Source organism: Opitutus sp. (assembly GCA_024998815.1).
Classification (GTDB): Bacteria; Verrucomicrobiota; Verrucomicrobiia; order Opitutales; family Opitutaceae; genus Rariglobus.
Genome location: JACEUQ010000002.1, coordinates 288,090 through 314,454 on the forward strand (window position 1 = coordinate 288,090; position 26,365 = coordinate 314,454).

The following is a 26,365-nucleotide window of genomic DNA, read 5'->3' on the forward strand; positions in this document are numbered from 1 at the left end:
GCACAAAACCCATCAAATCGTTACGGCCACAGGTTGTACACAGGCAAGAACCGCCTCGCCAAAGCGGCGGGCTTGCCCGGCGTGATCGAGTAACGCACTGGCCTCCATCGCCTCGCGCAACCCGGCGCGGGCCTGATCGAGCGCGGCCGGATCGCGGGCCAGTTCGCTGGCGATCCGCACGTAATCGGCCCGGTCCTGCGCCACCCAGTCGGAATGGCCGACGGCGTTAAGTAACGACACCCCCACGCGCGAGGCGTGCGTGGCGCCGGCCAGCGTGACCACCGGCACTCCCATCCAGAGCGCTTCACAGGTCGTGGTCGTGCCGTGATAGGGAAAAGAATCCAAGGCGATATCGACTTGGTTATAGGCTGCCAAGTGGTCGGCAATGGCGGGGTTCCAGCCAGAGAGCGTCACGCGGGCCGAATCAATGCCGGCAGCGGTGAGGCGGGGGCGTACAAACCGCGCCACCACCAGATCGTCGAGATGCGGGCTCTTGAGCTGCAGACGGGCACCGGGCACGGCGCGCAGGATTTCGGCCCAAAGCGCGAGGGTTTCGTTGGTGACTTTCAGGAAGTTACTAAACGAGGCAAACACCACGCCTTCACCTTCGGCACGCGCGGTGCGGGCGGGCGCCGGGGCTTCGGCGGGGGGCTGATAACTCCACGCCGTGGGCGCGAAACGCACCAATCGTTCGGTCGCCAGGGCGTCGGCCGAATCGACCGGATCGGTCTGCGCATCGACGAAGCGGCAGTCCATGGCGTAGAGCCCGGTGGAGTGCGGATAACCCAGGTAATTGATCTGCACCGGGGCCAAGCGGCGGGCAAACAGCGCGAGGCTGTTTTGATTGGAATGGCCCGCCAGGTCGACGAGCACATCGGGACCCGCCGCGCGCACAGCGTCGACCGCAGCATCGTCAGAAATCCCGTGCAGGGCCACCCACTGGTCGGCGTGTGCACGTAACCGGTCCGTCACTGCGTCACGACCTGAATCGGTGGCGAAAAGCTGAATCTCGAACTGCTCACGGTCGAGGTGACGCAGCAGCGGTTCGAGAAAAAAGGCCACCGAGTGGGCGTGCAAATCAGGGGACACAAACCCGAGGCGGATTTTTTTGGCGCCGGTCTTGCCCTTGGCTTTGGCGCGAACCGGGACGAGCGTGTCGGGCAAAGTAGAATTAACCACCGCCTGCTTGTGCAAAGCAAAGACGGCCTGTGGGGTCTGGTTCGGCAAATAATGGGACAACATGCAGCAACCGCTGCTGGCCACGAGGTTGAGAGGATCAACCCCGAGCATACGCTCGTAGGTGGCGTAGGCGGCGGCGGGCTGATAGGTGCGCATCTGGCCGATTGCTTGGGCGCGCAGCGCCGGGAGGCTACTGGAATCAGCCGTGGTGGCGCGGAACACGGCGGCGAGGCCATCGGCGAGCCCCTCACGGGAATCGAAGTGGGCGAGCGCGGTACTCGCCCAGGCATCGGCAAAGAAGGGATCGAGGCGGGTGGCGGTTTGAAAATGGGGCAGCGCGGCGGCGAGTCCATGGGCCAAACCGACGGCCAGGCCGAGTCGGTGGAAAACGACCGCATCATTCGGACACAGCACACTGAGCTTTTGCAGGGCGGCGGCGGCCTTGTCGGGACGGCCGAGGGCCTGCTGAACTTTCGCCAAGTTGTCCCAGGCCTCAGGTTTTTCGGTGAAACGGGTCAGGGCGGCCTCAAGGTGCGGCAACGAGTCGGCGTGGCGGCCGATGTCGGCCAGCGCCATACCCAAAAACAGACGGCATTCCAGCGAGCCGGGTTGGAGCTGGCGGGCCCGCCCGAGCAACGTAACCGCTTCGGCGAGGTGATCGCCACGCTGGAAAGCGAGCGCGCCGGCCAAGTACCACGCGGAGTAGTTTTTGGGATCGGCGGCGCGAACCTGGGCATAGCCTTTGGCGGCCTCATCGTGCGCGCCTGTTTGGTGATGGCCGAGGGCTTTGGCGAGCGCTTGCTCGATTTCTTTGGGTTTCATAATTGGGGGGGGAGCGAGGAAGCTAAGAGCTAGGAGCTAGGAGCTCGTAGCTCCAAGCTCACAGCTCCCAGCTCATTCGCTCATTCAGGAGCGGCGGTCGACGAAGAGGTAGTCGTTGTGGCTGCCGTCCCAGTGGGGATTATCGCGGGTGTTAAAATTCGTGAGGTTGCACAGCAGGCTGTAATCTTGGCTGAGCAGGTAGTTGACCACCTCGTAGAACGACGGCGTGTACACCTCGGCCAAAATGTGGCGCGGGCGGTAAATTTCGTAATCGAGGCTGCGCAGGACGTTGAGTTCGTAGTTTTCCACGTCGATCGACATGAGGTCCACGGGCTTGTCCTTAAGGGCGGCGTCGAAGATTTGCGTGAGCGAGGCGGCGCGCACCGTGACTTGGGCGGAGCGCTGGAGGCGCTGGCCGTTGACGCTCGACATCGGGTTGCCGTCGAAATCCCCGGTAATCTGGGTAACGCCAGAATCGGTGAGGGCACAGTTAAAAACTCGGCTCTTGGGGCGATTCACCGTGCACTTGGCGTAGGCTTGGGGCGAGGGCTCGACCAGCACGCCGGTCCAACCACGGTCGCGTTCCAGCGGGTAAGTGTACGACTGGAAAATGCCGTCGTTGCCGCCGGCTTCAAAGAAGACGCCGCCTTGCTTGGGGATGATTTGGATGAGTTTTTCGAAGTTCATGAGAGGATGAAGCGTTAAGAATTAGGCGATAAATTCAGGGTAACGGTTAAGGAAGGCGGGGGAAAAGCGGCTGGCGGAAATGCGCCACATGCCGACCGGATCTAGGCTGCGAATCGTCGCCTGCGCAGGGTGCTCGGGCTGGGGAAAGGGCCGCAGCGCTTCGCGCAAACCACGCTCGATGGCCTCAGCGTCGGGCGGAATATCTTCATAAAGTGCCGAGTTAAACGGCGCCGGTCCGAGGACCGAATCGTAGCCGGAAACCAGTCCGGCGGCCTGTTGGCTAAAGGTCAAAACATCGCCGGTGGCACGAACTTTAAGCCGACTCGGCACGACCAGGGTTTTCTCCGAGGGATGCGGAATGAGGGTCCAGCTGCCGATCTGGCAGCACGGGATGCCCAGCGTGTCGCAAAATAAACCGGCACCCGAGGGGCTCACCAGCCCGACTGCGGCGTGGGCGAAGAGATAAAAATCGTTTTTCGGGCTGGCGAACGGAGAGCGCGGATAATCCCAGACGTCGAACTCGCGAAACACTTCGGGCATGGGCTCACGACCGCCAAGCACGATCGCGTAACCGTTGTCGCGGAGAAACTCTAGGGCGGGCTTATACACCTCGCCTGGTAACAAGCGCGCGGTGCCGTTGCCCGTAACCGATTTGATCTGAATGACCGCGTACTTTTGGGCCTTTAACCGGGAGATAAAAGCGGGGTCGCCGGGGATTTGGTCGAGCGCCTCGCGCAAGGGACATTGCCCGGAGGTTGCCCGCCAAGCTTCATGCATTCGGATCGTCTGCGCCATGAACTCCTCACTGCGCAACGCCCACCCAAAATTGAGCGGAAAAAGGTCGCCGATCACGCGTGGCGATTTGTCCGGTAGCACCAGTTTCCAATGGGCTTGGCCGATGTCGAAAACGAGCTCCGGATAAAACAGCTGGATCTCACGCAAGATCGTGCCGGCGTTGGCATCGATGATGGTTTGCACACCGTGGCGCTTGAGGATTTCCACCAGCATCAGCGCCATGTCGGTGGGCGGCAGGATGACGACGGCCGTATGCGTCAGAAAAACCGGATGGCTACGCACCTGACGCAGCAGCAAATCGGTTTCCAGCAGCATATGCCCCGGCGAGATGTAGAAAAACATGCCGCCGGCGACCAGGCAGTTGGCCTTGCGGAGGTTGGCGACGAAGTTACTCAGCATGGCCGTAAAAACATAAGCGTGAAGGGCGCGGGCATTACCAGCTCATCGCCGAATGGCGGGTGATGAACAGGCTGCCTCCCTTGTAGGAGGTCGGCATATCGGCAAGCGAGGCAACGCGGCCCCAGCCCAGTTTTTGAGCAAATGCATTCACGCCAAGGGAAGTCAGGTGATTGAAAATCGCCTCAGCGTTTTCGGGCGACCCGATCTCAACCATCATGTCGGTTTTGGCCCAGTGAGCGGCGGTGGTGGCGAGGAGAATGGTGCGCTCCTGGCCCTCAGCGTCCATCTTGACGAAATCAACCGTAGGCATGATGTCGGCGATGGCGCGCACGGGGACGGGGAAGCGCTCCAGTTCGCCGTAAGCGTTAGGCTTGGCGCCGGCGAGGTGGCTGCTGGTGGTGTTGCCGAGCACCCGCACAAATTCAAGAGTGCCGGTCTGGTTGGAAACCGCGGCGCGTTCTAGGCAGACAGCCTTGTCGGCGCCATTGAGCGCGAGGTTACGGGCCAGCAAATCGGCGTGCACGGGATCGGGTTCGAAGGCCGTCACCTGCCAGCCGCAACGGCTCATTAACAGGCTGTGTAAACCGAGATTGGCACCGATGTCGGCGGCGCGCTGGTAGCGATTTTTATTGGCAGCGTAGAAGGCGAAAATGATCAGCTCGTCGAGGCCGAACAGGTCGAGCGAATCCACCGCGCCCATACGATGAAACGGTAGCTCGATGACGCCGAACGGCTCAATGGTTTCGCGGGCGTTTTCAGTGCCGGTAAACGACGTGGCGCGGACGGAGGCCAGGGCGACCGGATCGAGCGCTTGATACAGCGCGGTGGTGCGCGCGTGTTGACCGGGAACGGTGGCAAGCGCGGCGATGAGCTGGGAGAGCGATGGTAGGGTGGACATGGTTTTTTAAAATTAAAAAATTACCAACCTTGGGCGGATTGGCGGCGGGTTAAGGTGTCGGTGGCGGGACTGTAAAGGGGGACGATCATTTCCAGCGCGAGCGTTTCGGGAGCGAGAGGCGGACTTTGGTTTTCCAAAGGCGCGCCGAACTTGAGGAAGGGGTAAAGTTTTTGGTCGGGATTGATCTCGATGTTGATAAGTAGGGGGCCCGGTAACGCGAAAAGAGCCGGCAACGTGGCAGCCAAATCGGTATCACCGTCCACGGTTCGGGCCGACACACCGAGAGATTCGGCGACACGCGCGAAGTCATGCGGGAAGGCTAAACCCGAGGCGGGATCGACGCCGACATAGCGCCCGTTGAGCCAAGTTTCCAGAGTCTGCTTTTGGATGCCATGACTGTGGTTATTAAACAGCAGAATTTTCACGGGCAAACCGTGGCGCACCAGCGTAGCCAATTCGGCCAGGCAGAGCATCAAGCCACCGTCGCCGATCACGGCAAAGACATCGCGCCCCGGCTGCGCGAAGGCCGAGCCGATGGCAGCAGGCAGCGCGTAACCCATGGGCGTGTTATTCCAGGCCGAAAACACGCACTGGCCGGGCTTGGGTCGCAGGCCATTGCAGGTCCAGGTGAGGTTGCCGCCCGTATCGATAAAAAGGTGTGCGCCCGCCGGAAGCGCCGACGACAACGCGGCGACAACCACATTGGCATCCTGACTGGGCGCGGCGTCGGTGCGGCGCGGCGAGGCATCGACGGGGAAGGCACCGTTCCAATGCGCGATCTGGCTCAACCAGGGCGTGTGGTCGGCCCCAGGACCGACGGCGGGCAAAGCCCGGTCGACCGCCGCCAGAAAGTCGGTGGCGCGCGCACAGATACGGCCCGAAATGGCGATGCCACGACCATCGAATTTACTCATCTCGTGGGCATCCACATCGACCATAGTGATGTGGGCCTCGCGAGCGAAGGCGCTGAGAATTCCGCCGGTTAAATTCTGCGAGAGCCGCGTGCCGAGGGTGACAATCACATCGGCGTTTTGCACCGCGAAGTTGCCCGTACGCGGACCATAAACCCCAAACGTGCCGATGCGCAGCGGATGATCGGCGGGCAACAAATCGAGTCCAGCCCAGGTCAGCAGCGCAGGAACGCCAAGGCGGTCGAGCACGGCGAGCAGCTCCGCGCCGACGAACGGCGTTTTCAAACCGCCGCCCAAAATCAAAACGGGGCGCTTGGCGGCGCGTAGGCGGGTGATCACCTCGGCCACGGCACGATCGAGCTCGGCGTCGGGATTGGCGGGGGGCGGCGTGAAACCCCGCAGCGTTGCGGGGTCCACTTCGGCGCGCTGCAAGTCGTCGGGGATATCCAGCAATACCGGGCCTGGCCGCCCCGACTCGGCCTCGTAGCAGGCGCGTTCCAGCTGGTAGCGGATATCGGCCGGATCACGCAGCTGGGCCGCGTATTTGGTAACCGGGGTGAAAATGGAAATGACGTCGGTTTCTTGGAAACCCACCTGGCGCACGGCGCGGTCGCCGCGCAGGCGATGGGTGGCGACCTGGCCCGTGAGCATGAGCGTGGGCACGGAGTCGTAGTAGGAGCAGCACACGCCGGTAAGCAGGTTAGTTGCACCCGGACCGCTGGTGGTGACAGCGACCCCAATCCGCCCCGTGCTGCGCGCGTAACCATCAGCGGCCATGGCGGCGGCTTGTTCGTGGGTGACGGAGATGATGCTCATGCCGGCCTGGCTGTTAATGGAATCGAACAGGTGCACGGCCGCGCCGCCCGACATGCCGAAGGCGTGGGTTATGCCACGCGCGGCTAGAAATTGGGCGATATAGTCGGTTAGCTTCATGCGCGAAGGGAGGCTTTAGTGACCGGCGCGGAATTCCCGTGTCGGCGCAGTTTATAGTGATTCGGCGAGGACTGAAGCGAGGCGGCGAGCGCGTGGCCGCCTTCGCGCCAGGCGTCGTGGACGACGGAAAAATTGCGCCCGCCAGTGACACTGCGGCCTTGGGCGCAGCCCCAGTCGATCATCGCGGCGATATCGGCGTAGGACGTACCGAGCTGCCCTTCGGCGAGGAAACGCTGGGTCGTGGTAAAGTTCGCTCCCGCCGCCGATCCGGCACCGAGCGTCTGGGCGTGGATCTTGGTGCGCACCCAGCCCGTGCCGACGATGAACGCATTAAGATCAGGCGCTTCGTCGTCGAGCAGCTCACACATCTTAATGAGCGCAATTTTGCCGAGGCAGTAAGCCGAATAGGATGTGAAGGGGTTGTTGGTGCCGCCACCGGCAAAAAACACCACGGCTACCTCACCCCCGGTGCGGCGGAACGGATAGGCGGCGTGCAACGCACGGAGTTGCGCGGTGCTGTTAATCTGCACGGAGGTTTCCCACGCGTCGAAGGGCACGGCTAAAAATTTACCGACTGGCGAGAGCTGGCCGACACAGGAAATAAACACCTCCCAAGGCTGAGCGGTGGTCCGCAGGAAATCGGCAAGGACGTGTGTGGTCGCCGAGTCCTCGAGGTCACAGGCGCAGGCGCGAACACGCGGATGAGCCTGCAAATCGGCGGGCAGTTCACTGCGATACGTACCTAGAACAGCAGCCCCCAGGCTGAGGTAATGCCGCGCCAGCGCCGCGCCAATGTCGCTCGAAAGCGCCAGGATAAAAACGACAGAGGGCGGTTTGACCGGCATGAGGTTAGAGGGAAACGACGGTGTGGACGCTTTCGCCGGAACGCATCGTGGCGATGGCGGCGTTGATGTCGGGGAGGGCGCAGCGGTGGGAAATCATGCCGCGCGGATCGATGCCGCGAGCCGCCAGCAGGCGCAGGTAACGAGGAATGTCCTCGGCGGGACGGCTCGCCCCTCCCTCGGTGCCGGTGAGGACTTTGCCGTAGTGCAGCGGCAGGGTGTTAAAGCTGAAACGCGCGTCGTGCGGCATCACGCCGATCAGGACGAGGCGGCCTTTGGGACCGGTGGCGGCCCAGGCTTGCTCCAACACGGCGGGACGGCCGGTGCCGTCGATGACCACGTCGGCGGGGCCGCCCAGAATGGAGCGCACGGTGTCGGCAAAGGGTTCGCGGCTGGTGTTGATCGTGTGCGTGGCCCCAAACGCGCGGGCGGCGGCGAGCTTGTGGTCGTGGATGTCGGCGGCGATCACCGGACAGGCCCCGGCAAGATTTGCCGCCAGCACCGCGCCGAGGCCGATGCCCCCTACCCCGACGACCACCACCGACTCGCCCAACTCGACGCGGGCTTCGCGGGTGATCGTGCCAAAACCGGTCGTGAGCGTGTCGGCCAAAAGCGCGGCGGTTTCAAAATCGACGTCGGCCGGAATCACCGTGAGGCGGTTTTCGGAGACGACGGTGAACTGCTGAAAAGTCGTGAGGTTACCCGCGTTGACCGTGCGATTGCCCCAACGGTACGTGACGGGACGGGCCTGAATGCCGCGACCCGGACGCCAGTGAACGACGACGTGGTCGCCCGCTTTGACCTGGGTGACCTCGGGGCCAACCTCGCGCACGATGCCGCCGGCCTCGTGGCCGAGCAGGTGCGGCAGGTAGCTGTCGGCACCTTTGGCGCCGTCAATCTCGCCGAGTTGCGAGCCGCAGATGCGCGTGGATTTGATCTCAACCAACACGTGCCCGTAGCCGAGCGCGGGCAGCTCGACCTCGTCGATGACGAGGGGCTGGCGCTGTTCGACCAAGATGGCGGCGAGGGTTTTCATGGCGGGGTGAATCGAAAACGAGCGGACGATTGGCGGGGGGCGGTTCGGGGGGATTTAGGGGATGAACCACCAGTAGTCGCCGGTGTAGCCTTCTTCGGAAAACATCCGCACCCACTCCTCCACCGGGAAGTAGGATTCGGCGGTGAGAATCCAGTCGAGCAGACGCTCGTGCTCCTCCTCGGTGCGCCAGGCATCCACGGTGATGAAACTGGCACCACGGCTGACGCGCTCGATCTCGCGAAGCGCGGTGCGCACGCGGTCGGGAGGCAGGTTGTGAATGGAGTTAATCGAGATAACCAAGTCGAAGGACTTGTCGGCGTAAGGCAGCGCATCAACGGACCCGAGGTCGATTTTGTCACCCATGCCGGCGTGGGCGTTGTCGCGGGCGTAGGCGGAAACGTCGATGCCGCGCACCGTCGCTCCGGGTAGCACCTGCAAAAAGTCATGGAGCAAAAACCCTTTGGCCGCGCCGACATCGAGGATGCGCGCATCGGGGCGGAGTTGGTAAAACTCCACCAAGCGGCGGGCGACCGGCAGCCAGCGGCCGTCGTAACGGTAGCCACCGTAACCGTGGCGGCGTTCGCCGTCGAAAAAGTCGCGGCCAAACTGTTTGGCGAGCGCGCGGTCCTCGGCGGTCTTGGCGGCGGCGCGGGCCTTGGGGTCGCGCTTGGTCTGCGGCAGGCTGTCGAGCAGGTTGATCTCGCGGCCGGGGGTAAACGTTGAGGCGGACATGGAATAAGAGTTAGAAAACGCCGTCGTTAAAAAATTAAAACGGGCCGGTGAAGGCGGGGTTGGGTTTGTCGAGTTCGACGCCAGCGGGAAGCGCGAGGTCGGCGGGATTGGCGGGTTGGCCGAGGGAGGCACGCACGGCGGCGACGATGTGGCCGGAGCGCGGATAATAGGCGGCCGAGAGCGGCGGGCTAGTCGGCGTGGGGCATTCGGGAAAACACACGCGGCGCGGGGCGGTTTTGAGGGAATCGAAGGCGCTTTCGCTGGCTAGCGCGATGATCTCGGCGGCCATGCCGGCGGTGCTGTGGCCGGTGTCGGCGACGACCAGACGGCCGGTTTTGCGCAGCGAATCCATCAGCAGCGAGGTTTCCAGCGGGCGCAGGCAACGGACGTCGATCACCTCGGCATCAATGCCCTCGCGGGCGAGTTTTTCGGCGGCTTCGAGCGCCTCCAAAACCATGTAAGAAAACGCCACGATCGTCACATCGCTACCGGCGCGTGCGAGACGGGCTGGGCCGATCGGCGTGGTGTAGTGACCGGTCGGGACCGGGCCTTTGATGTGGTGCAGCCAGCGGTGCTCGATGAACACCACGGGGTTGTCGTCCTCGATGGCGGCGATGAGCAGGCCCTTGGCGTCGTGGGGCGTGGTGGGCATCACGACTTTTAACCCGGGAATGTGGGCGAACCACGAGTGCAGGCATTGCGAGTGTTGCGGGCCCTGGCCCCAGCCGCGGCCGAGGATCATACGGAAAACCACCGGCATCTTCATCGCGCCGCCAAACATGTAGCTCCACTTGGCAGCCTGAGTGCACATCGGGTCCATCGCCAGCAGGGCGAAGTCGAGCCGCTGGTGGTTGATCACGGGGCGCAGGCCGTTGAGCGCCGCGCCGAGCATCACACCCGACATACCGGCTTCGGCGCAGGGCATGTCCATGACGCGGTCGGGGCCAAACTGCTTTTGCAGGTCGAGAGTGGTGCCGAAAAAGCCCTTGGGGTCGGGCACGCCCAGACCCATCAGAAGGACGCGTGGATCGCGTTCGAGGGCGACGGCAAACCCCTCGCGGATCGCTTCGGCATAGGAGAGCTCGCGGGTCGTTGCGGCGTTCATGAGGCGGCGTAAACGTGGTTCATGAGCGTGGTGGCGGCGGGGAACGGGGCGTGGTCGGCCTCGGCAAACGCTTGGGCGATTTCCGCGTCCAGACGGGCGTTGAACTGGGCAAAACGTGCCGCATCAAAGGTGCCGGCGGCTTGCAGGCGGCGCTCGAAGGTGGCGATCGGGTCGCGCTCGCGCCACGACTGGTATTCGGCCTCGGTGCGGTAACCGATGTGGTTGTCAAAACCCGCGCCGCAGTGTTCGCGCCAGCGGTAGGTTTTGAGTTCGAGAAACACGGGGCCTTGGCCAGAGCGCGCCTGGGCAACGGAAGCGCGGGCGAGCTCGTAAACGGCGAGCGGGTCGTTGCCGTCGCCCTGGTGAGCGGTGACGCCGTGACCGGCGGCGAGTTGCCAGACTTCACGGTGGGCGGGTTGGCGCACGCTCATCGGCGAATACACCGAGTACAGGTTGTTCTCGCAGACAAACACGATGGGCAGCTTGTGCAGCGAGGCGAAGTTCACGCTCTCGTGAAACACGCCCTCTTCAGTCGCGGCCTCGCCCAAGAACGCCACGGTGACGCGGTCGCGTTTGAGCTGGCGATCAGCAAAGGCCAGGCCGGTGGCGATCGGGATGGTGCTGCCGACGATGGGCACCGCACCGACAAAACCGGCGGCAAGATCAACCAGGTGCATCGAGCCACCGCGACCGTGGCAGCAGCCGGTTTCTTTGCCGTAGATTTCGGCGATCATCGCGTTCAAGTTGCCGCCTTTTCCGAGGTAATGCGCGTGGGAACGGTGGCCGCTCATCGCCAGATCGTCGGGGCGGAGCGCGGCGCAAACGCCGGCCGAGGCGGCTTCCTGGCCGATGGAAAGATGCACCGGGCAGCGCATCTTCTGCTCGGGATAGTGGGCGGCGATGGCTTCCTCAACCTTGCGGATGCGCACCATGCTTTCGAGCAGGGCGGCTCCAAGGTCGGCGGGGGCGTGTGGAATCATGCAGCGGTCGAGGGGAGTGCGGGCGGCGTGGCGCGGATGCGGGTGCGAAGCGGTACCGACAGTTAGTAACTCAGGCCTTAATCGCCTGCTTCATCATGGTCTTGATGTTGTAGCAGCGTTCCTCGTCGCGCAGACGGCCGTCACGGTAGGCGGCGATCACCTCGGTGATGCCGTCCTCGACGGTGAACTTCGGGGCGAACCCGGTGGCAAGGAGCTTTTTGGAGGACAACCGGTAGGAGCGCGGGTCGTTCGACGGGGTGACGGTGATCTCGGCGGGCACGTGTTTCTGAACGCGCTCGGCGATGTCCAAAATGGAGATGTTTTCGAAGCCGGCGTTAAAGATTCCGGGATGGGCTTTGCCCACGGCGAGGAAGTGGTGATAGACGCGAATCATGTCGCGCAGGTGGATGTTGGGGCGGGTCTGGTCGCCGCCGAATACGGTGATCTTGCCCTTGGTGAGCGCGGCCATCGTCAGCAGGTTCACCGAGAGATCGAGGCGCATGCGCGGCGAGTAACCGCAGACGGTGGCGGGGCGTACGATGTTGACGCAGATGCGGTCGGCGTAGCTGAGCAGCACGCGCTCGCTGATCATCTTGGTCTTGTTGTAGTCGGAGATCGGAACGAGCGAGAGTTCCTCGGTGACCTCAGGCTCGTCTTTGACGCCGTAAACGCTGCCGGAGCTGGCGTGGATAAACTGGGGGACTTTGTGGGCGATGGCGCGCTCGACGAGCAGCATGGTGGCGAGGGCGTTGACCTCCCAGTTAAGCTTCGAATCGAGGTCGGCGCAGGGGTCGTTGGCGACGTTGGCCAGGTGCAGGATCGCATCCATGCCAGCCATTGGAACGCGGTCAGCGTTGCGTATGTCTTCTTTGAGTACGGTCAGACGCGGGTGGGCCGGCAGGTCGTTGCCGAACCATTGTAAGTCGACCACGGTGACAGTGTGGCCGGCTTCGAGAAGACTGAGCGTGAGAGGGGTGCCAACATAGCCGCAGCCGCCAGTAAGAAGGATGTTCATGCGTTCGGGGTTAACGAGGGGTAAGGAACAGGTAAAAAGTTGGTAACGGGCTGATTAGAAAGCAAGCATCGACATGCCGCCTTTTAACAAACGAGCCTTCCGGATGGGCTCTGAGTTGCCCACGATGCGCACCGACTGGGCGCCGGCGAGCTGGCCCATAAAGGTCGCCACGTTGAGCGGAACCTTGCTCGCGGCGGCCAGGCTGGCGACCGCGCAGAAGGCATCGCCCGCACCGACCGTATCCACCACTTGGCGCTCAAAGGGCGGGCACGACGAGATGTCTTTCACGCAGTTGCGGCCAAGCGTTTCGTGCGAGCCGCGGGTAAGCCACGCGTAACTGCTGCCGAGTTGGCGGGCGAGCTTGGTGAGCTCTTGGCCGTAATCGAGATCACGGGCGCCGACGGCGAGCTGGAGCTCGGCCTGGTCGAGGGTGAAGATGTTGGCGCGGCGGTAGCGGCGGTTGATAATGTTGTAACCGTGATTGTTGCTGTTCGTTTGGCAGTTCACCGCGAGGAATCGGGCCTTGTCCTGCACGTGCTCGCGGACCACGTCTTCCATCAGGCCGTGGCCGAAATCCATCACCAGCACCAGGTCGTAGTTTTCGATGTACTCGTCGATGCGGCGGATGACCGCCTGCTGCAGCTCGGCGCTGGGTTTTTCTTTGTCGATGTAGTTAACCGAAAAAAGCTTGGTCAGCTCCTTGCCCTCGACGCGCGGTTCAACGAAGCGCTGCTTGACGATGGTCGTGAAATCGGGGCTGCGGATGATCGCGTCACCATCGGGCTCGATGAACTCGGCGAGCGTGCTGTCGAGCCACGGCTCGGTGCCGGCCAGGCTGATGAGCTTCACGTGAGAAGTGAACTCGCGCATGTGCCGGTACACCGCGAGGGCGCCACCGGCCTGCATGTCGTCAGCCACGTGGCGGCCGGAAAGGATGCGGTTTTTAGAGGTCAGGCCCTGCACCTCGACGGTGGTGTAGCGGTCGAAAATGAGGTCGCCGATGATCAACACGCGCATCGTCGAAAAACTGTCCACGATCTGGCGAAAGCGGTCGGCGCTGCACTCGGAGGCGACGGCGCGGCAGAACGCTTTCACGTTGGGCGGATAGGGCTCGAAGTGGGAGTTGAGCAGGCGCGTGGAGCTGAAAACGATGGAGCCGACGTAGCGCACCTCGCCGCCCACTCGCGCCACCGCCGCGAGATCGTCGGCGATGTTGCCGGTGACGTCGTTAGCGGCGTTGGCGTATTCGCGGCCCTTGCAATAAAAGTGGGGAGCCACGCACTCGATCGCCTCGACGGCGGCGGGATGCGGGACGACCACCACGTAGTCCACCGGCGAAAGCGCGGCGATCCAGCGGGAGCGCAGCTGGTCGTTAAAATAGGGGCGGCCGGGGCCCTTGTTGACGTGCTCCTCACCGGTGATCGTCACCACCAGGACGTCGCCGAGGGCGCGCGCCTCCTCGAAGTGCACGATGTGCCCGGGGTGAATCATGTCGAAGGTGCCATGGCAGTGGACGACGGTTTTGCCCTCGGCGCGCAGATCGGCGCAGAGGGTCGCGGCTTGCGCGAAGGGGATGATTTTTTCGTTGGCCATGGCGGGGAGCGGCTGGAAGCGCGTCGGGGGTTACAGGAGGCGAGCGGGCGAAAAAGCCTCAGGGCTTATGGATGTAGTCGAGCGGCTGCGTGCGCAGCGTTTCAAAGTGGGCGGTCACCCAGGCAACCGTCTCACGCAGGCCGTCTTCGAGCCCCACGGTCGGAGTCCAGCCGAGGGTTTGGCGGGCCTTGGTGCTGTCGAGGGTGTAGGCGGCGTCTTTACCGGGACGGTCGTCGACGATGTCCACCACGCGGTCGAAGTCGGCGCCGAGCAGGTCGCAGAGGGTTTTAACCAAAGCGCGGATACTGATGAAGCGGTCGGTGGAAAGGTGGTAGCACTCGCCGGCGGGCGCGCTGCGGGCGATGGCGAGGGTGGCGCGGGCCACGTCGTCGATGTGGATAAAGGAGCGCACCGAGTGGCCGCCGCCATGGAGCGGCAGGCGCTGGCCGAGCTGGATCGAGAGCAGCGTGCGCGGGATGATGCGGTAGAGCTGTTGACCGGCGCCGTAGACGTTGGCGGCGCGCGTCCAAACCACCGGGAAACCGTAATTGGCAAAAAAGGTGCGCAGGTGCAGGTCGCAGGCGGCGCGCGAGGCGGCGTAAGGCGTGCTCGGGTTAAACGCCGCGCTCTCGGTGATGACGCCAGAGGTCGTGCCGTACACCTCGGGCGTGCCCACGTGCACGTATTTTTTCAGCCAGGTGCGGCGGCGCAGCGCCTCGTGCAGGCGGAGATTGGCCATGACGTTGGTCTGGTACCAGTGCTCAGGATTGAGCCAGCTCTGGGCGACCATGCCTTGGGCGGCAAAATTAACCACCATCGACGGGGCGAAGGCATCGAGGGCGGCCATCAGTCGCTCGGGATCCTGATTGAGGTCGGCCTGCACGAAGCGCCAGCGCGACTGGGCCTCGGTGGGCAGCCAGCGGTAAGGCAGGAAACTGGCCGACGGCTCGTGCGAGCGGCTCAGGCCCAGCACCTCCAGGCCCTCCGCTAGGCAGTGGCGGGCAAAGCTGGCCCCCGAAAAGGAATTACTACCGATGATCGCGATGCGTTCGGACATGGGAACGGCGGGGGGCGGTTAATGGGTGCTGCGAGCGGCGCTGGAACGGGCGCGAGGGGCGTCGGGGGTCCAGCCGCGCGGATGTTTCGAAAGCTCCTGCATGAGCATGTGGCCGATCATGACCTGGAGGTCTTCGGCTACCTGCATGTCGTCGACCGGGAAATGGATCGGGTGGTCGGCCAGTGTGAGGCACTTGCCGCCAGAGTAGCCGAGGATCGCGTAACTGGTCATGTTCAACTCGCGGGCGCGTTCGAGGGCCTTGACGATGTTCGGCGAGTTGCCGCTGCCGGAAAACGCCAGCAGAAGGTCGCCGGGCTCGGCCAGAACAGAAAGTTGTTGGGAAAAAATGTCCGCATAGCCGATGTCATTTCCCAGGCAGGTCATTACCGCGGAATTGGAGGTCAAGGCGGTGACGCGCAGGCCGCGCCCGTCGGCCTTGGCGACGCCGTAGAGGAAGTCGTTGGCCAAGTGGATGGCGTTGGCGGCACTGCCACCATTGCCGCAAAGGAAAACCTGGCGGCGATCCTGCCAGCAGCGGCGCAGGGCGTCGGCCAGTTCGGCGACGTCGGACCAATCGTGGTTTTTCCACGCGGTCTCCAACGTGTCGTGGTAATGGCGGACAAACTCAGGAACGGCCTTGGACTTAGGGGTGGAGCGAAGGCGGGCGTGTTTGGCGAGGGTAACCATAGGTAAACCCCATAAAGCAGAGCTTAAGCCAAAATCTTTTTTAAACCGTAACCAATTGAACAACAAAAGGATTAAAATCTAAAAAAACGTTAACTAGGGTAAAAGCCCTAACCAAGGAACAAGGGTGGCAGAATTTGCCGGGGATAAAATCAGCGCAGTCGTCCAATCCTCCCCGCGCAACCATGCGGGCAGGAAGCCTGCGCGACGCCGGCCGACCCGCGCCCTCCCCTGCCCGCCCGCCCCGACTCAAATCGCCCAATGAACCCGCCCGCTTTCTCTGAACCAAGTGACTTTTTTATCGTCCAGAGTCTGCAACAAGCCGCGCCCCGACTTAGCCGCCATTCGGGGAAGTTCCTGCAAGAATCTTAAATGCTATCTACCCATCAAGAGTTGGCAGGGAGCGGCCTCCATCCTTCGGCTGGGGAGATCAAGTAATTGCCGTCGCCGCCGCGTACAATCTGCTGCCGAACCACATAATTAAATTCGTGGATAAAGCGGCGGAATTGCTCGGCGAATTCATTGCTCACCTCGATCATGATCTTGGGCCGGTATTGGCCGATCGTCAGGCGCAGGCCCTCGAGGGCAGCCATCTCCATCCCATCCACGTCGATTTTAATGAAATCGACCGGCTCTTGGATTTCCTCATCCAGCACGACCGCTTTCACTTTATAACCCAACAGCTCGATCATCCCGGTTTCGGTGCTGATCGCGCGGTGGCGCAAATCCAATACCACATCGGCGACGTCGGGATTGAGCGAAAAATTGTGCCGCGTTTGCTCAAGGCTCTGAGTGCTCGCATCGAGCACAATGATTTTTTCGGGGCGCAGGGCCTTGGCGAAATACAGGGTGTGATTACCCACCAAACAGCCGCATTCGACGATACGCCGACAACCGGCGGCCTCGGCGCGAATCAGGCGCAACTCCTCTGCCTCGCATAGAAGTGACTGCAAGTGGGCCGCCGAGGTCTCCACCGCCATCGCATTAAAACAGGTGGGTTTAAACGTGAAATTGAAGCCATCGAAGGCGAAGGTGAAGGAGGCCAAATCGCGCAGCATCGCCGCGGCGAGCATTAAAAACACCCGGAGCGTCTCTTTATCGGCGGGCGCGCAAAACAACATGCCTGCCGCCAAAGTGGTAAAGGCCGGTAAGTACTCTTGGCGGTTTAAATAGTATAACCCCAAAATATGATAAGGGTGAATGACATCGTGCCTGAGCGCTATCGCTCGCGTGCAACTGGCAACACATTCGTTATTCAACCCGCTCACCCAAGCGGTAAAGGCATGGGCAATATGCGCTTCGTAGTCCGTGGGGTGGCTTGGCAAGTAGGCGGCAAGACCGCTGACGGCGGTTTTAAATTTATGAAAAACCGCGTGTTCGTGAATAAACACGCCCACGTCGCGTCCCAATTGCAAATCGTCGGGATGAGTGGCCACCGCGTGGTCCAACAACGCATAGGCGGCCTCAAACTGCCCCTTATTATAGAGCGCGCGAATGTCTTTTATCATATTACTTTAGAAACTTGATATAAGGGAGATGAGAGCCGGCTTTTGCTCCGTGAGCATCTCGCTGATCAGGCTTTCGATCTTCTCGCCCGAGCGCGGAATCGAGAAATTAAAGGCGCGGTTTTGACCCGCGATCTGCAGCCCGGCGAACAACTCGGGCTGCTCATGCAACCGCAGCAGCTGATTGGCGAGCGCGGCAGGATCGCCGGCCGTGAACAGCAGTCCATCGACACCGTCGGTGATGATTTCCCGTGCCCCACCCGTGCCTGACGACACCACAACCAAGCCGGAAGCCATCGCCTCGACCTGGGAAATGCCAAAGCCTTCCTCCACTATACTCGGGAATACCAACACGTTATTGCGCGCCAACAGGGTGCCCAACTTCGTGCGGTCAAGGAAGCCGGTAAAGGCCAGGCGGTCGGCAAAACCGTGGTTGGCGGCCACACCTTTGAGCGTGTCCAGCAGCGCCGGCGTAGTGCATTCGCCCGCGATTTCACAGGTGAAGTCGATCTCGCGCACGGCCAAGTGCGCCAGCGCCTCCACCAGCGTGTGCACGCCTTTGAACGGCATGACCAGGCCCACGAAACAGATCCGCAAGCGGGCCCGATCCGGCAGGTTAATCTTAAAAAAGCGGTCCACGCGGGCCCCCGGATAAATCACGTCCACCCGCCCCGCCCGGTAGCCAAGCGACTGGACTTTGCGCGCATTCCACTGGCTGCAGGAGCCGATCCAATACGTGCCGCCCATGGGCAACTCGTCGCTCCGGTAGCCCGGGCAGGGATTGCCCAAGGATTGCAGCACCGGCAGGTTGTGCGCAAAAGCCGCCTCGATGACCGTAATGCCGAGGAAATCCAGGTTACCGGCAAACACCACGTCGGGCTGCAACTCGTTAATCACCTGCTCGATGCAGGCGCGGTTGTGGCGGTTGCAGTCCATGAGTTCAACCGGATCGGTGATCGACTCAGGAAGCCCCTTGGTCCACGTGCCTTTGAGCCGGAGCGTGCGCTCCACGACGGGCTCCAGCGCCAGCTCCTCGTCGGTGGGCGGTTTGGCCAACGATGGAATGCTGCTGGCCAACACGCGCACGGTGTGACCGCGCGATTTAAGATAATGAGCAAACTCCCACATTTTGCGGCCGTAGCCGCCCAGCTCCTCGGGCGGAAACAGGTTGGTAATGAGCAGGATTTTGCGCGGCGTTTCCGCCTGCGGCGTAGGTAACAAACCGGCGAATTCGTAGTAGTTATGTAACTCGGGGTGCGCGGCGAGTTCACCGTGCAAGCGGTCGTAAAGCTCCACGGCCTCGGCTGGCAGCGGCCCCACTCGGCGCAGCTCTTCCAAATAGAGCAAGGTGGAGGCGGAATCGCCGCAGCCGAGTGTAGCGGCCGCCAGCGAAATCAGCGCGCCGGCGTGATTGCGATCCAGCCCGACGGCCCGCTCAATGGCGCGGTAGTTCAGGTCGACCAGCTCCTGGGCGTCGGCCAACTCGGCGCAGGTGAGGCATTCGTCGGCCGAACGCGCCGCTTCGATCGCCCGCCCCAGATTTTCGGCAACGAACTCGGTGAGCGATTGGGCGGCGGCTTGGCTGAGGAGCGCGACGGGGTTTTCCAACCGGTAATGGGCGGGGCAAGCGGCGTCGGCTTTGTAGCCGAACTGGGCGAGCGTTTCCTTGAGGGCCGCCGTGGGCTCCTTCGGCAGCAGCAGGCGCTTCACGTAACGGCCACTCAAACAGGCGGCCGCCTCGGCCTCGGTGCCGTCCAACCAGAGTAAATCCACCGTTCCGTCGGTGTTGACCGCCGGCATCTCGGCCAGAGGCGCAAAACGCAGGCGCGGCAGGTCCGCCAAACTGTCCAGCGCCGCCGGATTTTCGCACCACACCGTGACGCCCAAACTGGTGCGGTGCGCTTCCTGAATGACTTGGTAAGCGGCAAACCGCTCGCGAACGCAGGTGTCGATTTCCTCGCGCCGAAAGCGCACGCTCAAACCCGCGCGCTCGCCTTCTAAGTCGTAGCGCGGGTTAACTTTACCACTGTGCACAAGGTCGAACACCTCGCGCATTTTCACCGCCGGTGCGTGGTTTGCAAAGAGCTCGGCCTGACCGGCGCGGCGGATCACGGCGGCCTCCTCGGGATGGGCGAGGTAGTAGCGGATTTTTTCAATCAGCTCATCGACCGAGCCCCAGGTGACGAGGTGTTTGCCGTCCTCAAAAATCCGCGACAGGCCGGAAGCGGGCGCCAGCCGGTCGGTTAGCAGGAAACCGCCCGCGCCGAGCGACTCGAAGACGCGCAGGTTAAGATCGCCGTTGAGGCTGACGTTGAGGGTGATCTGCGAGTCCGCGTAGATGTCGGCGGCCTTGGCGTTGGAGCCGCGCAGGATTTCGAGGGGAAGACCGGCGTTGCGAACGGCGTCGAGTGCGTGGCGGCGGAACGGGTGGTGCCGCCCCACCTGACCGACAAAGGTGAGCGGGGTGCTCGGCTGGGGGCGCAACTCGCGCGGCAGGAAGGAAAAATCGACGGCGGGAATCCAGTGCACGTTCTTCAGCCCGGCCTCCATCAGGAAGTGTGCGTGATGGCGCGTATGATCCATGATGATGTGCGTAAACGGCTCGGATAGGGCGTAGCGGATGACCCGCTCCAGGGGCAGTCCCATGTGGTGGGTGTCACCGACGATCAACACCTTGGGGCATTTTAATTTAAAGAGATTCTTCGGGCAGCAGCGCAGGCTGGCGTCGATTTTGACGATGAGCAGCTCGGGTTTGGACAGACCAGGCGTGGCGCGGATAAAATCCGAAATATCGAACTCGCCGAGCGGACATTGGACGACGGTGGGCCGGCCGCCGGTGGACTCGCTGAAGGCATCCGGACTGCAGAACACCTCGTTGGCCGAAAAGAGTGGCGCGCGGTAGTTGTCGCGCTGCGCCAAAAAGAACAGGAGCGTTTGTGGGGCAACGGGTAAAGAGGTATCCGGGGTAACGAGTGGGAAGCTCATATGATTTCAAAAATTCAGGACAGGCATGGGCTTAGGGAACTTGTGTTGGCTAAAGCCTAAGCAAACCCCATTCCACGACCCGAATAGATGTCACATATATCTATTTAACAGTTATTTAAAAATATATCAGCGGCCTAACACGACCCAAGAGTGAGCTGGCGGACGAGGGGAAGGACTGCGGTGGGGCAATTTTTACCGGGTGGAGGGCGACGACCCGCGCGACCTGGGTTTCTACCACGAAGACCTCGTCCCATTCATGCACACAACACCAGGCGCCCCATTCATGCGCGCAACTCCCGTGGCCCTGAGCGTGAGCTCAGGGACGCCGAACACCCTGCGCTCACGCGCAAGGCCACGAAGCCCTCGCACCATTCATGCGCACAACTCCCGTGGCCCTGAGCGTGAGCTCAGGGACGCCGAACACCCTGCGCTCACGCGCAAGGCCACGAAGACCTCGCACCATTCATGCGCACAACTCCCGTGGCCCTGAGCGTGAGCTCAGGGACGCCGAACACCCTGCGCTCACGCGCAAGGCCACGAAGACCTCGCACCATTCGGCACGTTACATTCGGGCAACTTTACCAACTCGGGTCATTAAAAACTGGTTTTGGCGGCGCCGCACTTTACCGTTTCGCTCTTTTAAACATGGCCACGAAGCGCACCACCACCCGTCCGCAGCAATCCACCCGTGCCCGTAAAGCCCCCGCGCCCAAACCAGCCGCAGCAGCAAAGGCCCCCTCCGCTGCCCCAGCACCCGCCGCCGCCGCCCCTAGCGCCGCACCCGCCGACGACCGCGTGCTCATTCCCAAGAGCCGCCCGCGCCGCATCAAACCGTCGGCCAAACCGGTCAAGGCCGCCTATTTTAACCGCGAACTGAGCTGGCTGGCCTTCAACCGCCGCGTGCTCGAACAGGCACAAAACGCCAAACATCCCCTGCTCGAGCGCGTTAAGTTCCTCGCCATCGTTTCCTCCAACTTGGACGAGTTTTTCGAGATTCGCGTCGCCGGCATCATCCAGCAGGTCGAAAGCGGCATCACCGAACCCAGCGTGGACGGACTCGGGCCGAAGGAGTCGTTACGCCGCATCCACTCGGTGGTGGGCTCGCTGGTCGAGGAACAGTACGACTGCTGGCACCAGCAGCTACTGCCGTCGCTGGCTACCGAGGGCATCCTCTTCAAAACCGCCGCCGAGCTGACCCCGGCCGAGCTGAACTGGGTGCGCGCCTATTTCCACGAGCAGGTTTACCCGGTGCTCACGCCGCTGGCCCTCGACCAGTCGCACCCGTTTCCCCAGCTCGGCAACAAGACGCTCAACGTCATCGTCTCGCTCGACAACCCCGAGACGCCCGAGGTCGAGCAAGTGGCCGCCATTCTGCCCGTGCCGCGCATCCTGCCGCGTTTGGTGCCGATCGACCCTGAAAACCCCGGCCAGCAGCAACGCTTCGTTTTCCTTTCCGAAATCATCAAACTGTGCGCCGGCGAATTTTTCCCCGGCTACCGCATCAACGGCGCTCACGCCTTCCGCGTCACCCGCAACAGCGACCTGTACATCGACCAAGAGGAGGCGGAAAACCTGCTTAAAAAAATCGAGGAGGAGCTGCGCAACCAACGCCGCGGCGAGGCCGTGCGCCTGGAAATCGAGGAGGGCGTGGATGAATCCGTTTTCAAGACCCTGTGTGAACACCTTGACCTGTCCCACGAGTACGTTTTCCGCCTCAACGGCCCCCTTAACCTTTTGCGGTTGATGAGCCTGGACGACCTCGAACGGCCCGACCTCAAGTTCCGCCCGTTCACTCCGGTCAACGTATCGCCACTGCGCGAGCCGGCGCACATCTTTGAAACCCTGCGCTCGCAGGACGTGCTGTTGCACCACCCCTACGACTCGTTTCAACCGGTGGTGGATTTCATCGAGCAGGCGGCGCGCGACCCGCAGGTGTTTGCCATCAAACAAACCCTCTACCGCACCAGCGGCGACTCGCCCTTCGTGAAGGCGCTCATCGAGGCTTCGCGCAACGGCAAACAGGTGACCGCCATGGTGGAGCTGCGCGCGCGTTTCGACGAGGCCAACAACATCCAGTGGGCCAAGCAGTTGGAGGAAGCCGGTGTGCACGTGGTGTACGGCCTGGTCGGGCACAAAACGCACTGCAAATGCCTGCTCGTGGTGCGCCGCGAGGGCAAACTGCTGCGCCGCTACGCGCACCTGGGCACGGGTAATTACAACCCGAAGACCGCGCGTTTTTACACTGACCTGAGCTATTTCACCGCCCGCGAGGAGCTCACCACCGACGCGGCAAATCTGTTCAACACGCTCACCGGCCTAAGTTTGAAGCCGGTTTTCGAGCACCTGCTGGTGGCACCCTACTCGCTGCACTCACGCATGCAGGAACTCATTGCGCGCGAAGCCGAAAACGCCGCCGCCGGTCGTCCGGGTCGCATCATCGCCAAGATGAACTCGCTGGTCGACAAGGCCACGATCGATTCGCTTTACGCCGCCTCCCAGGCCGGGGTGAAGATCGACATCATCGTGCGCGGGGTGTGCTGCCTGGTGCCCGGGGTGAAGGGGCTAAGCGAACACATCCGGGTGCGCAGTATCGTCGGGCGTTACCTGGAACACGCGCGGGCGTTTTACTTCGAGAACAACGGCGGAGAGCCGCTGGTGTTGGCTGGCAGCGCCGACTGGATGCCGCGCAACTTTTTCCGCCGCGTGGAGGTGATTTATCCGGTGCTCGATCCGGTATTGCGGCGCTGGATCATCGACGAGCTGTTTGAGGTGGAGCTGCAGGACAACGAAAACGCGCGCGAATTGCACGCCAACGGAGCCTACCAACCAGTCCGGCGGACGGCCAGCACTCCGGCGTTTTCGACCCACGGTTACTTCATAGCCCGCGCCATCGCCCGAGCGCGGGCGCTGGCGGAGGGGTAATAGGGGGGGGACGACCTCCGCAAAGTAGCGCAGACTTCCAGTCTGCTCAGAACCAATTCAGCCAATCCCAATGCAGACTGGAAGTCTGCGCTACTTTTCCCGAACCAGCCCGCGATCCCCCGCCTGCAATCACCCGCCCCGCAGGCTCAATACCGCGGCACGCTCGCGTCGATCGCCAGTGACCAGGCGTCGATGCCACCGGCCACGTTGCTCACCGCCGAAAAACCGTTGGCGCGCAAAAACTGGGTCACCCGCATGCTGCGTCCGCCGTGGTGGCAGTGGATCAGCAGGTGCTTGTCCTTGGGCAACGTGCCGACGTGCTCGGGGATCTGCTTCATCGGGATGGTCGTGGAGCCGGCGATGCGGCAGCGCTCCACTTCGTCGGGCTCGCGCACGTCGACGAGCACAACCTGGGCGGGGGTTTCGAGCAGCAGGCGCTGCGTTTCTTCAACCGAGATTTCCAGCGGATAGGTTTCGGACATGGTATTGAGAAAAACCAAAACACGGCTTTGTAGGACATGCGCAAATGGAAATTGCGCCAGTACGTCCAGCTCCTGCACTGTCCCCTCCTCTTAATATGCCACAGCACTTCATCGTCATTATCGCCGGGGGTAAAGGTGAGCGTTTCTGGCCGCAGAGCCGCGCGCCGCGTCCCAAGCACCTGTTGCCCATCGTCGGCTCCAAGCCGTTGCTCACCCAAACCATCGACCGGGTAAAACCGCTCGCGCCGGCCAAAAACATTTTTGTCATCACCAGCGCCATTCAGGAAAAGGCCGTGCGCGCGGTCTGCAAAGGCATCCCGGCCGCCAACATCATCGCCGAACCCGTGGGGCGCGACACCGCCGCCGCCGTGGGCCTGGCCGCCGCCATCGTCGCGGCACGCGATCCGCAGGGGATTTTTGCGGTGCTGCCCGCCGATCACGTCATCCATGACAGCAAGGCTTACGCGGCGGATCTCGCCGCAGCGTTCGCCGCCGCCGGGGCCGCCGAGGTGATGGTGACCATCGGCATCACGCCCACCGAACCGGCCACCGGGTTTGGCTACATCCAGCGCGCCGCGAAGTGGAAGTCCTTTAACCGCCGCCCGGTGTTCAACGTCCAACGTTTCGTCGAAAAACCAAAGCTGGCGGTCGCCGAGAGCTACCTCGCCTCGGGCGATTATTTATGGAATGCGGGCATGTTTGTGTGGAGCGTTCCCGTGGTTGAAAAGGCTCTGGCTCAACACGCTATGGATCTGAACGCCGCGCTCCAACCGATCCGCGCCGCGCTGGCCAAAAAGCGCCCGCTGGCCGGGGTATTGAAGAAGGTTTACCCGACCTTGCCCAAGATTTCGGTCGATTACGCGCTGCTGGAAAAATCCAGCAACGTGGTGGTGCTGCCGTCGTCGTTTGATTGGGACGACGTGGGCGCTTGGCCGGCGGTGGCCAAACATTTTAAGCCGGATGCGGCGGGCAACGTGTCGCGCGGGCTCGCGGTGGTGGAACAGGGAAGCCGCAACATCGTGTTCAGCGAAGGCGGCCACTTGGTCACGCTGCTCGGCGTGGACGACCTGATTGTGGTGCACACCGCCGACGCGACCCTGGTTTGCCCCAAGTCGAAGGCGCAGGACATCAAGGCGTTGCTCAAACAGGTGGAGGCCCTCAAAGGCGGCGCCAAGTGGCTGTAAGTCCCAAGTCGCGTTCAAGATGCGCTTAACAAAACTGTTCTTAGCGGAGATGAAAACCTTTGGCAAAACACCTTGAGCTCACGCTCAAGGCCACGAGGAGTACGTTCACCAAACGTGCGTTCACGAGGAGTGATTTCACCAAGCATGTGGCCTTGAGCGTGAGCTCAAGGATGCCGTAAACCTCAAATTGAACGCTAATGAGTATCAGTCTAGTTTGGCTGCAACCGTCGAGCATTCTCATCCGCCACGATCCCTGTTACTAACGTCTTTTTATGCGTTTTCTAGGAATTGATTACGGCTCACGCCGCATCGGTTTGGCTTACGGCGACGAGCTGGGCATCGCCACGCCGTTGCCCGCCCTCACCGATGCCGAGCCCAAACAGCGCCGCGACAAGTTGGCCGCCTTGGTCAAGCAGCGCCGCATCACCGAGCTGGTGGTAGGCTTTCCCTACAATATGAACGGCACGGTCGGTTTTAAGGCCAAGGAGGTCGAGGGCTTCGCCGAGAGCTTGAAGCGCGAATTCGGCCTGCCGCTGCACTTCATCGACGAGCGCCTCACCTCCCACATGGCCGAGTCCGGCATGAACCAAAAACAGCTCCGCGAAATCCGCGCCCAGGGAATCATCGATTCGCGCGCGGCCGCCATTATCTTGCAGGACTTTTTGGACCAACGCTTTCCATCCATCCTGCCCGGAGGCGGAGCGTAAATGGACGCGAGCGTCACCCCCGCCCCGATCGCTCCTGCCGCCGCCGCCAACGCCGGGATCGCGGACGCCGCCGCCACCCCGACCCGCTGGAAATGCACCGTCGCCTACGACGGCACGGCGTTCGCCGGCTGGCAAATCCAGCCCAACGCCGAGACCGTCCAGGCGGTCATCGAGCGCCGTCTGGCCGAGGTGCTCAAAGCGCCGGTAGACATCACTGGCAGCGGGCGCACCGACGCCGGCGTCCACGCCCGCGGGCAGGTGTTTCACTTTGACGCCCATTGGCCGCACGAGCCGGCCAAATTGTTAACCGCCCTGCGCATCGGGTTGCCGCCGACCATCCAGATTCAATCGGCCGAGCGGGTTCCAGCCAGTTTCCATGCGCGCTTCGGGGCCACGGGGAAAATCTACCATTTCTCGCTCTGCCACGGGGCTTATGCGGATCCGTTTACGCAGGCTTACACCTGGTCGATGCCGCGCAAACTCGACGTTGGGGCGATGCGGGCGGCGGCGGCGATTCTGGTGGGAACGCACGATTTCCGCGCGTTTACCGCCATTCCCGGCAGCGGCATCGCCAAGGAAGACACCGTGCGCACGGTCAGGCGCCTCGATTTGGTCGAGGACGGGCACCGCCTGCGCCTGGAGGCCGAGGGCAACGGGTTTTTGTATAAAATGGTGCGCAGCCTCACCGGTGCGCTGGTCGATGTCGGGCTGGGCCGGTTTAGTCCGGCCGACATGGAGCCGATCCTCGCCAGCCAAATTCGCACCCAGCGGGTATTTACCGCGCCACCGCAGGGGCTTTGTCTGGTCGAAGTGTTCTATGGGTGAAATCTTGGATCGTAAAGTAGCGCAGACTTCCAGTCTGCCCGGATTGGAGGGAATGTTTATCGGAGCAGAGGGGAGGCCGGCGCTACG

General features: G+C 62.5%; 21 protein-coding genes. 4 read left to right on the top strand and 17 right to left on the bottom strand.

Annotation, left to right across the window (positions count from 1 at the left end; translation table 11 throughout):
• Positions 1 to 12 precede the first annotated feature (12 nt).
• The 16 genes from H2170_09100 to H2170_09175 all read right to left on the bottom strand — a co-directional run bounded on the left by H2170_09100 (position 13) and on the right by H2170_09175 (position 20,158).
• Positions 13 to 2,001 carry a tetratricopeptide repeat protein gene (locus H2170_09100; protein MCS6300242.1) on the bottom strand — a complete coding sequence of 663 codons (1,989 nt, stop codon included), beginning with the start codon at positions 1,999 to 2,001 and terminating at the stop codon, positions 13 to 15.
• An 84-nt stretch (positions 2,002 to 2,085) separates the two neighbouring features.
• Positions 2,086 to 2,688, bottom strand: a complete 603-nt coding sequence (locus tag H2170_09105; GenBank protein ID MCS6300243.1) for an FkbM family methyltransferase — start codon at positions 2,686 to 2,688, stop codon at positions 2,086 to 2,088.
• Between the two features lie 21 nt (positions 2,689 to 2,709).
• The gene (locus H2170_09110) at positions 2,710 to 3,882 is read right to left on the bottom strand and encodes a hypothetical protein (protein ID MCS6300244.1); all 1,173 of its coding nucleotides are present in this window, start codon (positions 3,880 to 3,882) and stop codon (positions 2,710 to 2,712) included.
• Between the two features lie 34 nt (positions 3,883 to 3,916).
• Positions 3,917 to 4,780 (bottom strand): FkbM family methyltransferase, encoded by an 864-nt coding sequence (locus H2170_09115; protein MCS6300245.1) that lies wholly within the window; start codon positions 4,778 to 4,780, stop codon positions 3,917 to 3,919.
• A 20-nt stretch (positions 4,781 to 4,800) separates the two neighbouring features.
• A complete protein-coding gene (locus H2170_09120; protein ID MCS6300246.1) occupies positions 4,801 to 6,624 on the bottom strand; it encodes a thiamine pyrophosphate-binding protein in 1,824 nt (607 codons plus the stop codon).
• Complete coding sequence (locus H2170_09125) at positions 6,621 to 7,469, bottom strand: SDR family oxidoreductase (GenBank protein MCS6300247.1); 849 nt, start codon at positions 7,467 to 7,469, stop codon at positions 6,621 to 6,623. The genes H2170_09120 and H2170_09125 overlap by 4 nt, the downstream gene beginning before the upstream one ends.
• Before the next feature lie 4 nt (positions 7,470 to 7,473).
• A complete protein-coding gene (locus tag H2170_09130; protein MCS6300248.1) occupies positions 7,474 to 8,502 on the bottom strand; it encodes a zinc-binding dehydrogenase in 1,029 nt (342 codons plus the stop codon).
• A 54-nt stretch (positions 8,503 to 8,556) separates the two neighbouring features.
• Positions 8,557 to 9,234, bottom strand: coding sequence for a class I SAM-dependent methyltransferase (locus tag H2170_09135; GenBank protein MCS6300249.1), 678 nt, complete (start codon positions 9,232 to 9,234; stop codon positions 8,557 to 8,559).
• 34 nt (positions 9,235 to 9,268) lie between these two features.
• Entirely contained in the window at positions 9,269 to 10,339 is a 1,071-nt protein-coding gene (locus tag H2170_09140; protein ID MCS6300250.1) for an alpha-ketoacid dehydrogenase subunit beta, read from the bottom strand.
• Positions 10,336 to 11,319, bottom strand: a complete 984-nt coding sequence (locus H2170_09145) for a thiamine pyrophosphate-dependent dehydrogenase E1 component subunit alpha (GenBank protein ID MCS6300251.1) — start codon at positions 11,317 to 11,319, stop codon at positions 10,336 to 10,338. The genes H2170_09140 and H2170_09145 overlap by 4 nt, the downstream gene beginning before the upstream one ends.
• A gap of 70 nt (positions 11,320 to 11,389) precedes the next feature.
• Complete coding sequence (locus H2170_09150) at positions 11,390 to 12,334, bottom strand: SDR family oxidoreductase (GenBank protein ID MCS6300252.1); 945 nt, start codon at positions 12,332 to 12,334, stop codon at positions 11,390 to 11,392.
• 54 nt (positions 12,335 to 12,388) lie between these two features.
• Positions 12,389 to 13,927 (bottom strand): adenylyltransferase/cytidyltransferase family protein, encoded by a 1,539-nt coding sequence (locus tag H2170_09155; protein MCS6300253.1) that lies wholly within the window; start codon positions 13,925 to 13,927, stop codon positions 12,389 to 12,391.
• Between the two features lie 58 nt (positions 13,928 to 13,985).
• A complete protein-coding gene (locus H2170_09160) occupies positions 13,986 to 14,984 on the bottom strand; it encodes a GDP-mannose 4,6-dehydratase (GenBank protein MCS6300254.1) in 999 nt (332 codons plus the stop codon).
• An 18-nt stretch (positions 14,985 to 15,002) separates the two neighbouring features.
• A complete protein-coding gene (locus H2170_09165; protein MCS6300255.1) occupies positions 15,003 to 15,671 on the bottom strand; it encodes an SIS domain-containing protein in 669 nt (222 codons plus the stop codon).
• A 383-nt stretch (positions 15,672 to 16,054) separates the two neighbouring features.
• A complete protein-coding gene (locus tag H2170_09170) occupies positions 16,055 to 17,176 on the bottom strand; it encodes an FkbM family methyltransferase (GenBank protein ID MCS6300256.1) in 1,122 nt (373 codons plus the stop codon).
• A gap of 6 nt (positions 17,177 to 17,182) precedes the next feature.
• Positions 17,183 to 20,158 (bottom strand): glycosyltransferase, encoded by a 2,976-nt coding sequence (locus H2170_09175; protein MCS6300257.1) that lies wholly within the window; start codon positions 20,156 to 20,158, stop codon positions 17,183 to 17,185.
• A gap of 645 nt (positions 20,159 to 20,803) precedes the next feature.
• On the opposite strand from H2170_09175, the gene ppk1 reads away from it, so the two are divergent.
• Positions 20,804 to 23,080, top strand: coding sequence for a polyphosphate kinase 1 (gene ppk1, locus H2170_09180; protein ID MCS6300258.1), 2,277 nt, complete (start codon positions 20,804 to 20,806; stop codon positions 23,078 to 23,080).
• A gap of 146 nt (positions 23,081 to 23,226) precedes the next feature.
• On the opposite strand, the gene H2170_09185 is transcribed toward ppk1, so the two are convergent.
• A complete protein-coding gene (locus tag H2170_09185; protein ID MCS6300259.1) occupies positions 23,227 to 23,562 on the bottom strand; it encodes a rhodanese in 336 nt (111 codons plus the stop codon).
• Positions 23,563 to 23,657: 95 nt separating this feature from the next.
• On the opposite strand from H2170_09185, the gene H2170_09190 reads away from it, so the two are divergent.
• The 3 genes from H2170_09190 to truA all read left to right on the top strand — a co-directional run bounded on the left by H2170_09190 (position 23,658) and on the right by truA (position 26,278).
• Complete coding sequence (locus tag H2170_09190) at positions 23,658 to 24,746, top strand: mannose-1-phosphate guanylyltransferase (GenBank protein ID MCS6300260.1); 1,089 nt, start codon at positions 23,658 to 23,660, stop codon at positions 24,744 to 24,746.
• Between the two features lie 272 nt (positions 24,747 to 25,018).
• Positions 25,019 to 25,453, top strand: coding sequence for a Holliday junction resolvase RuvX (gene ruvX, locus H2170_09195; protein ID MCS6300261.1), 435 nt, complete (start codon positions 25,019 to 25,021; stop codon positions 25,451 to 25,453).
• Between the two features lie 57 nt (positions 25,454 to 25,510).
• Positions 25,511 to 26,278: a tRNA pseudouridine(38-40) synthase TruA gene (gene truA, locus H2170_09200; protein ID MCS6300262.1), complete on the top strand. Its 768-nt coding sequence runs from the start codon at positions 25,511 to 25,513 to the stop codon at positions 26,276 to 26,278.
• Positions 26,279 to 26,365: the final 87 nt, after the last annotated feature.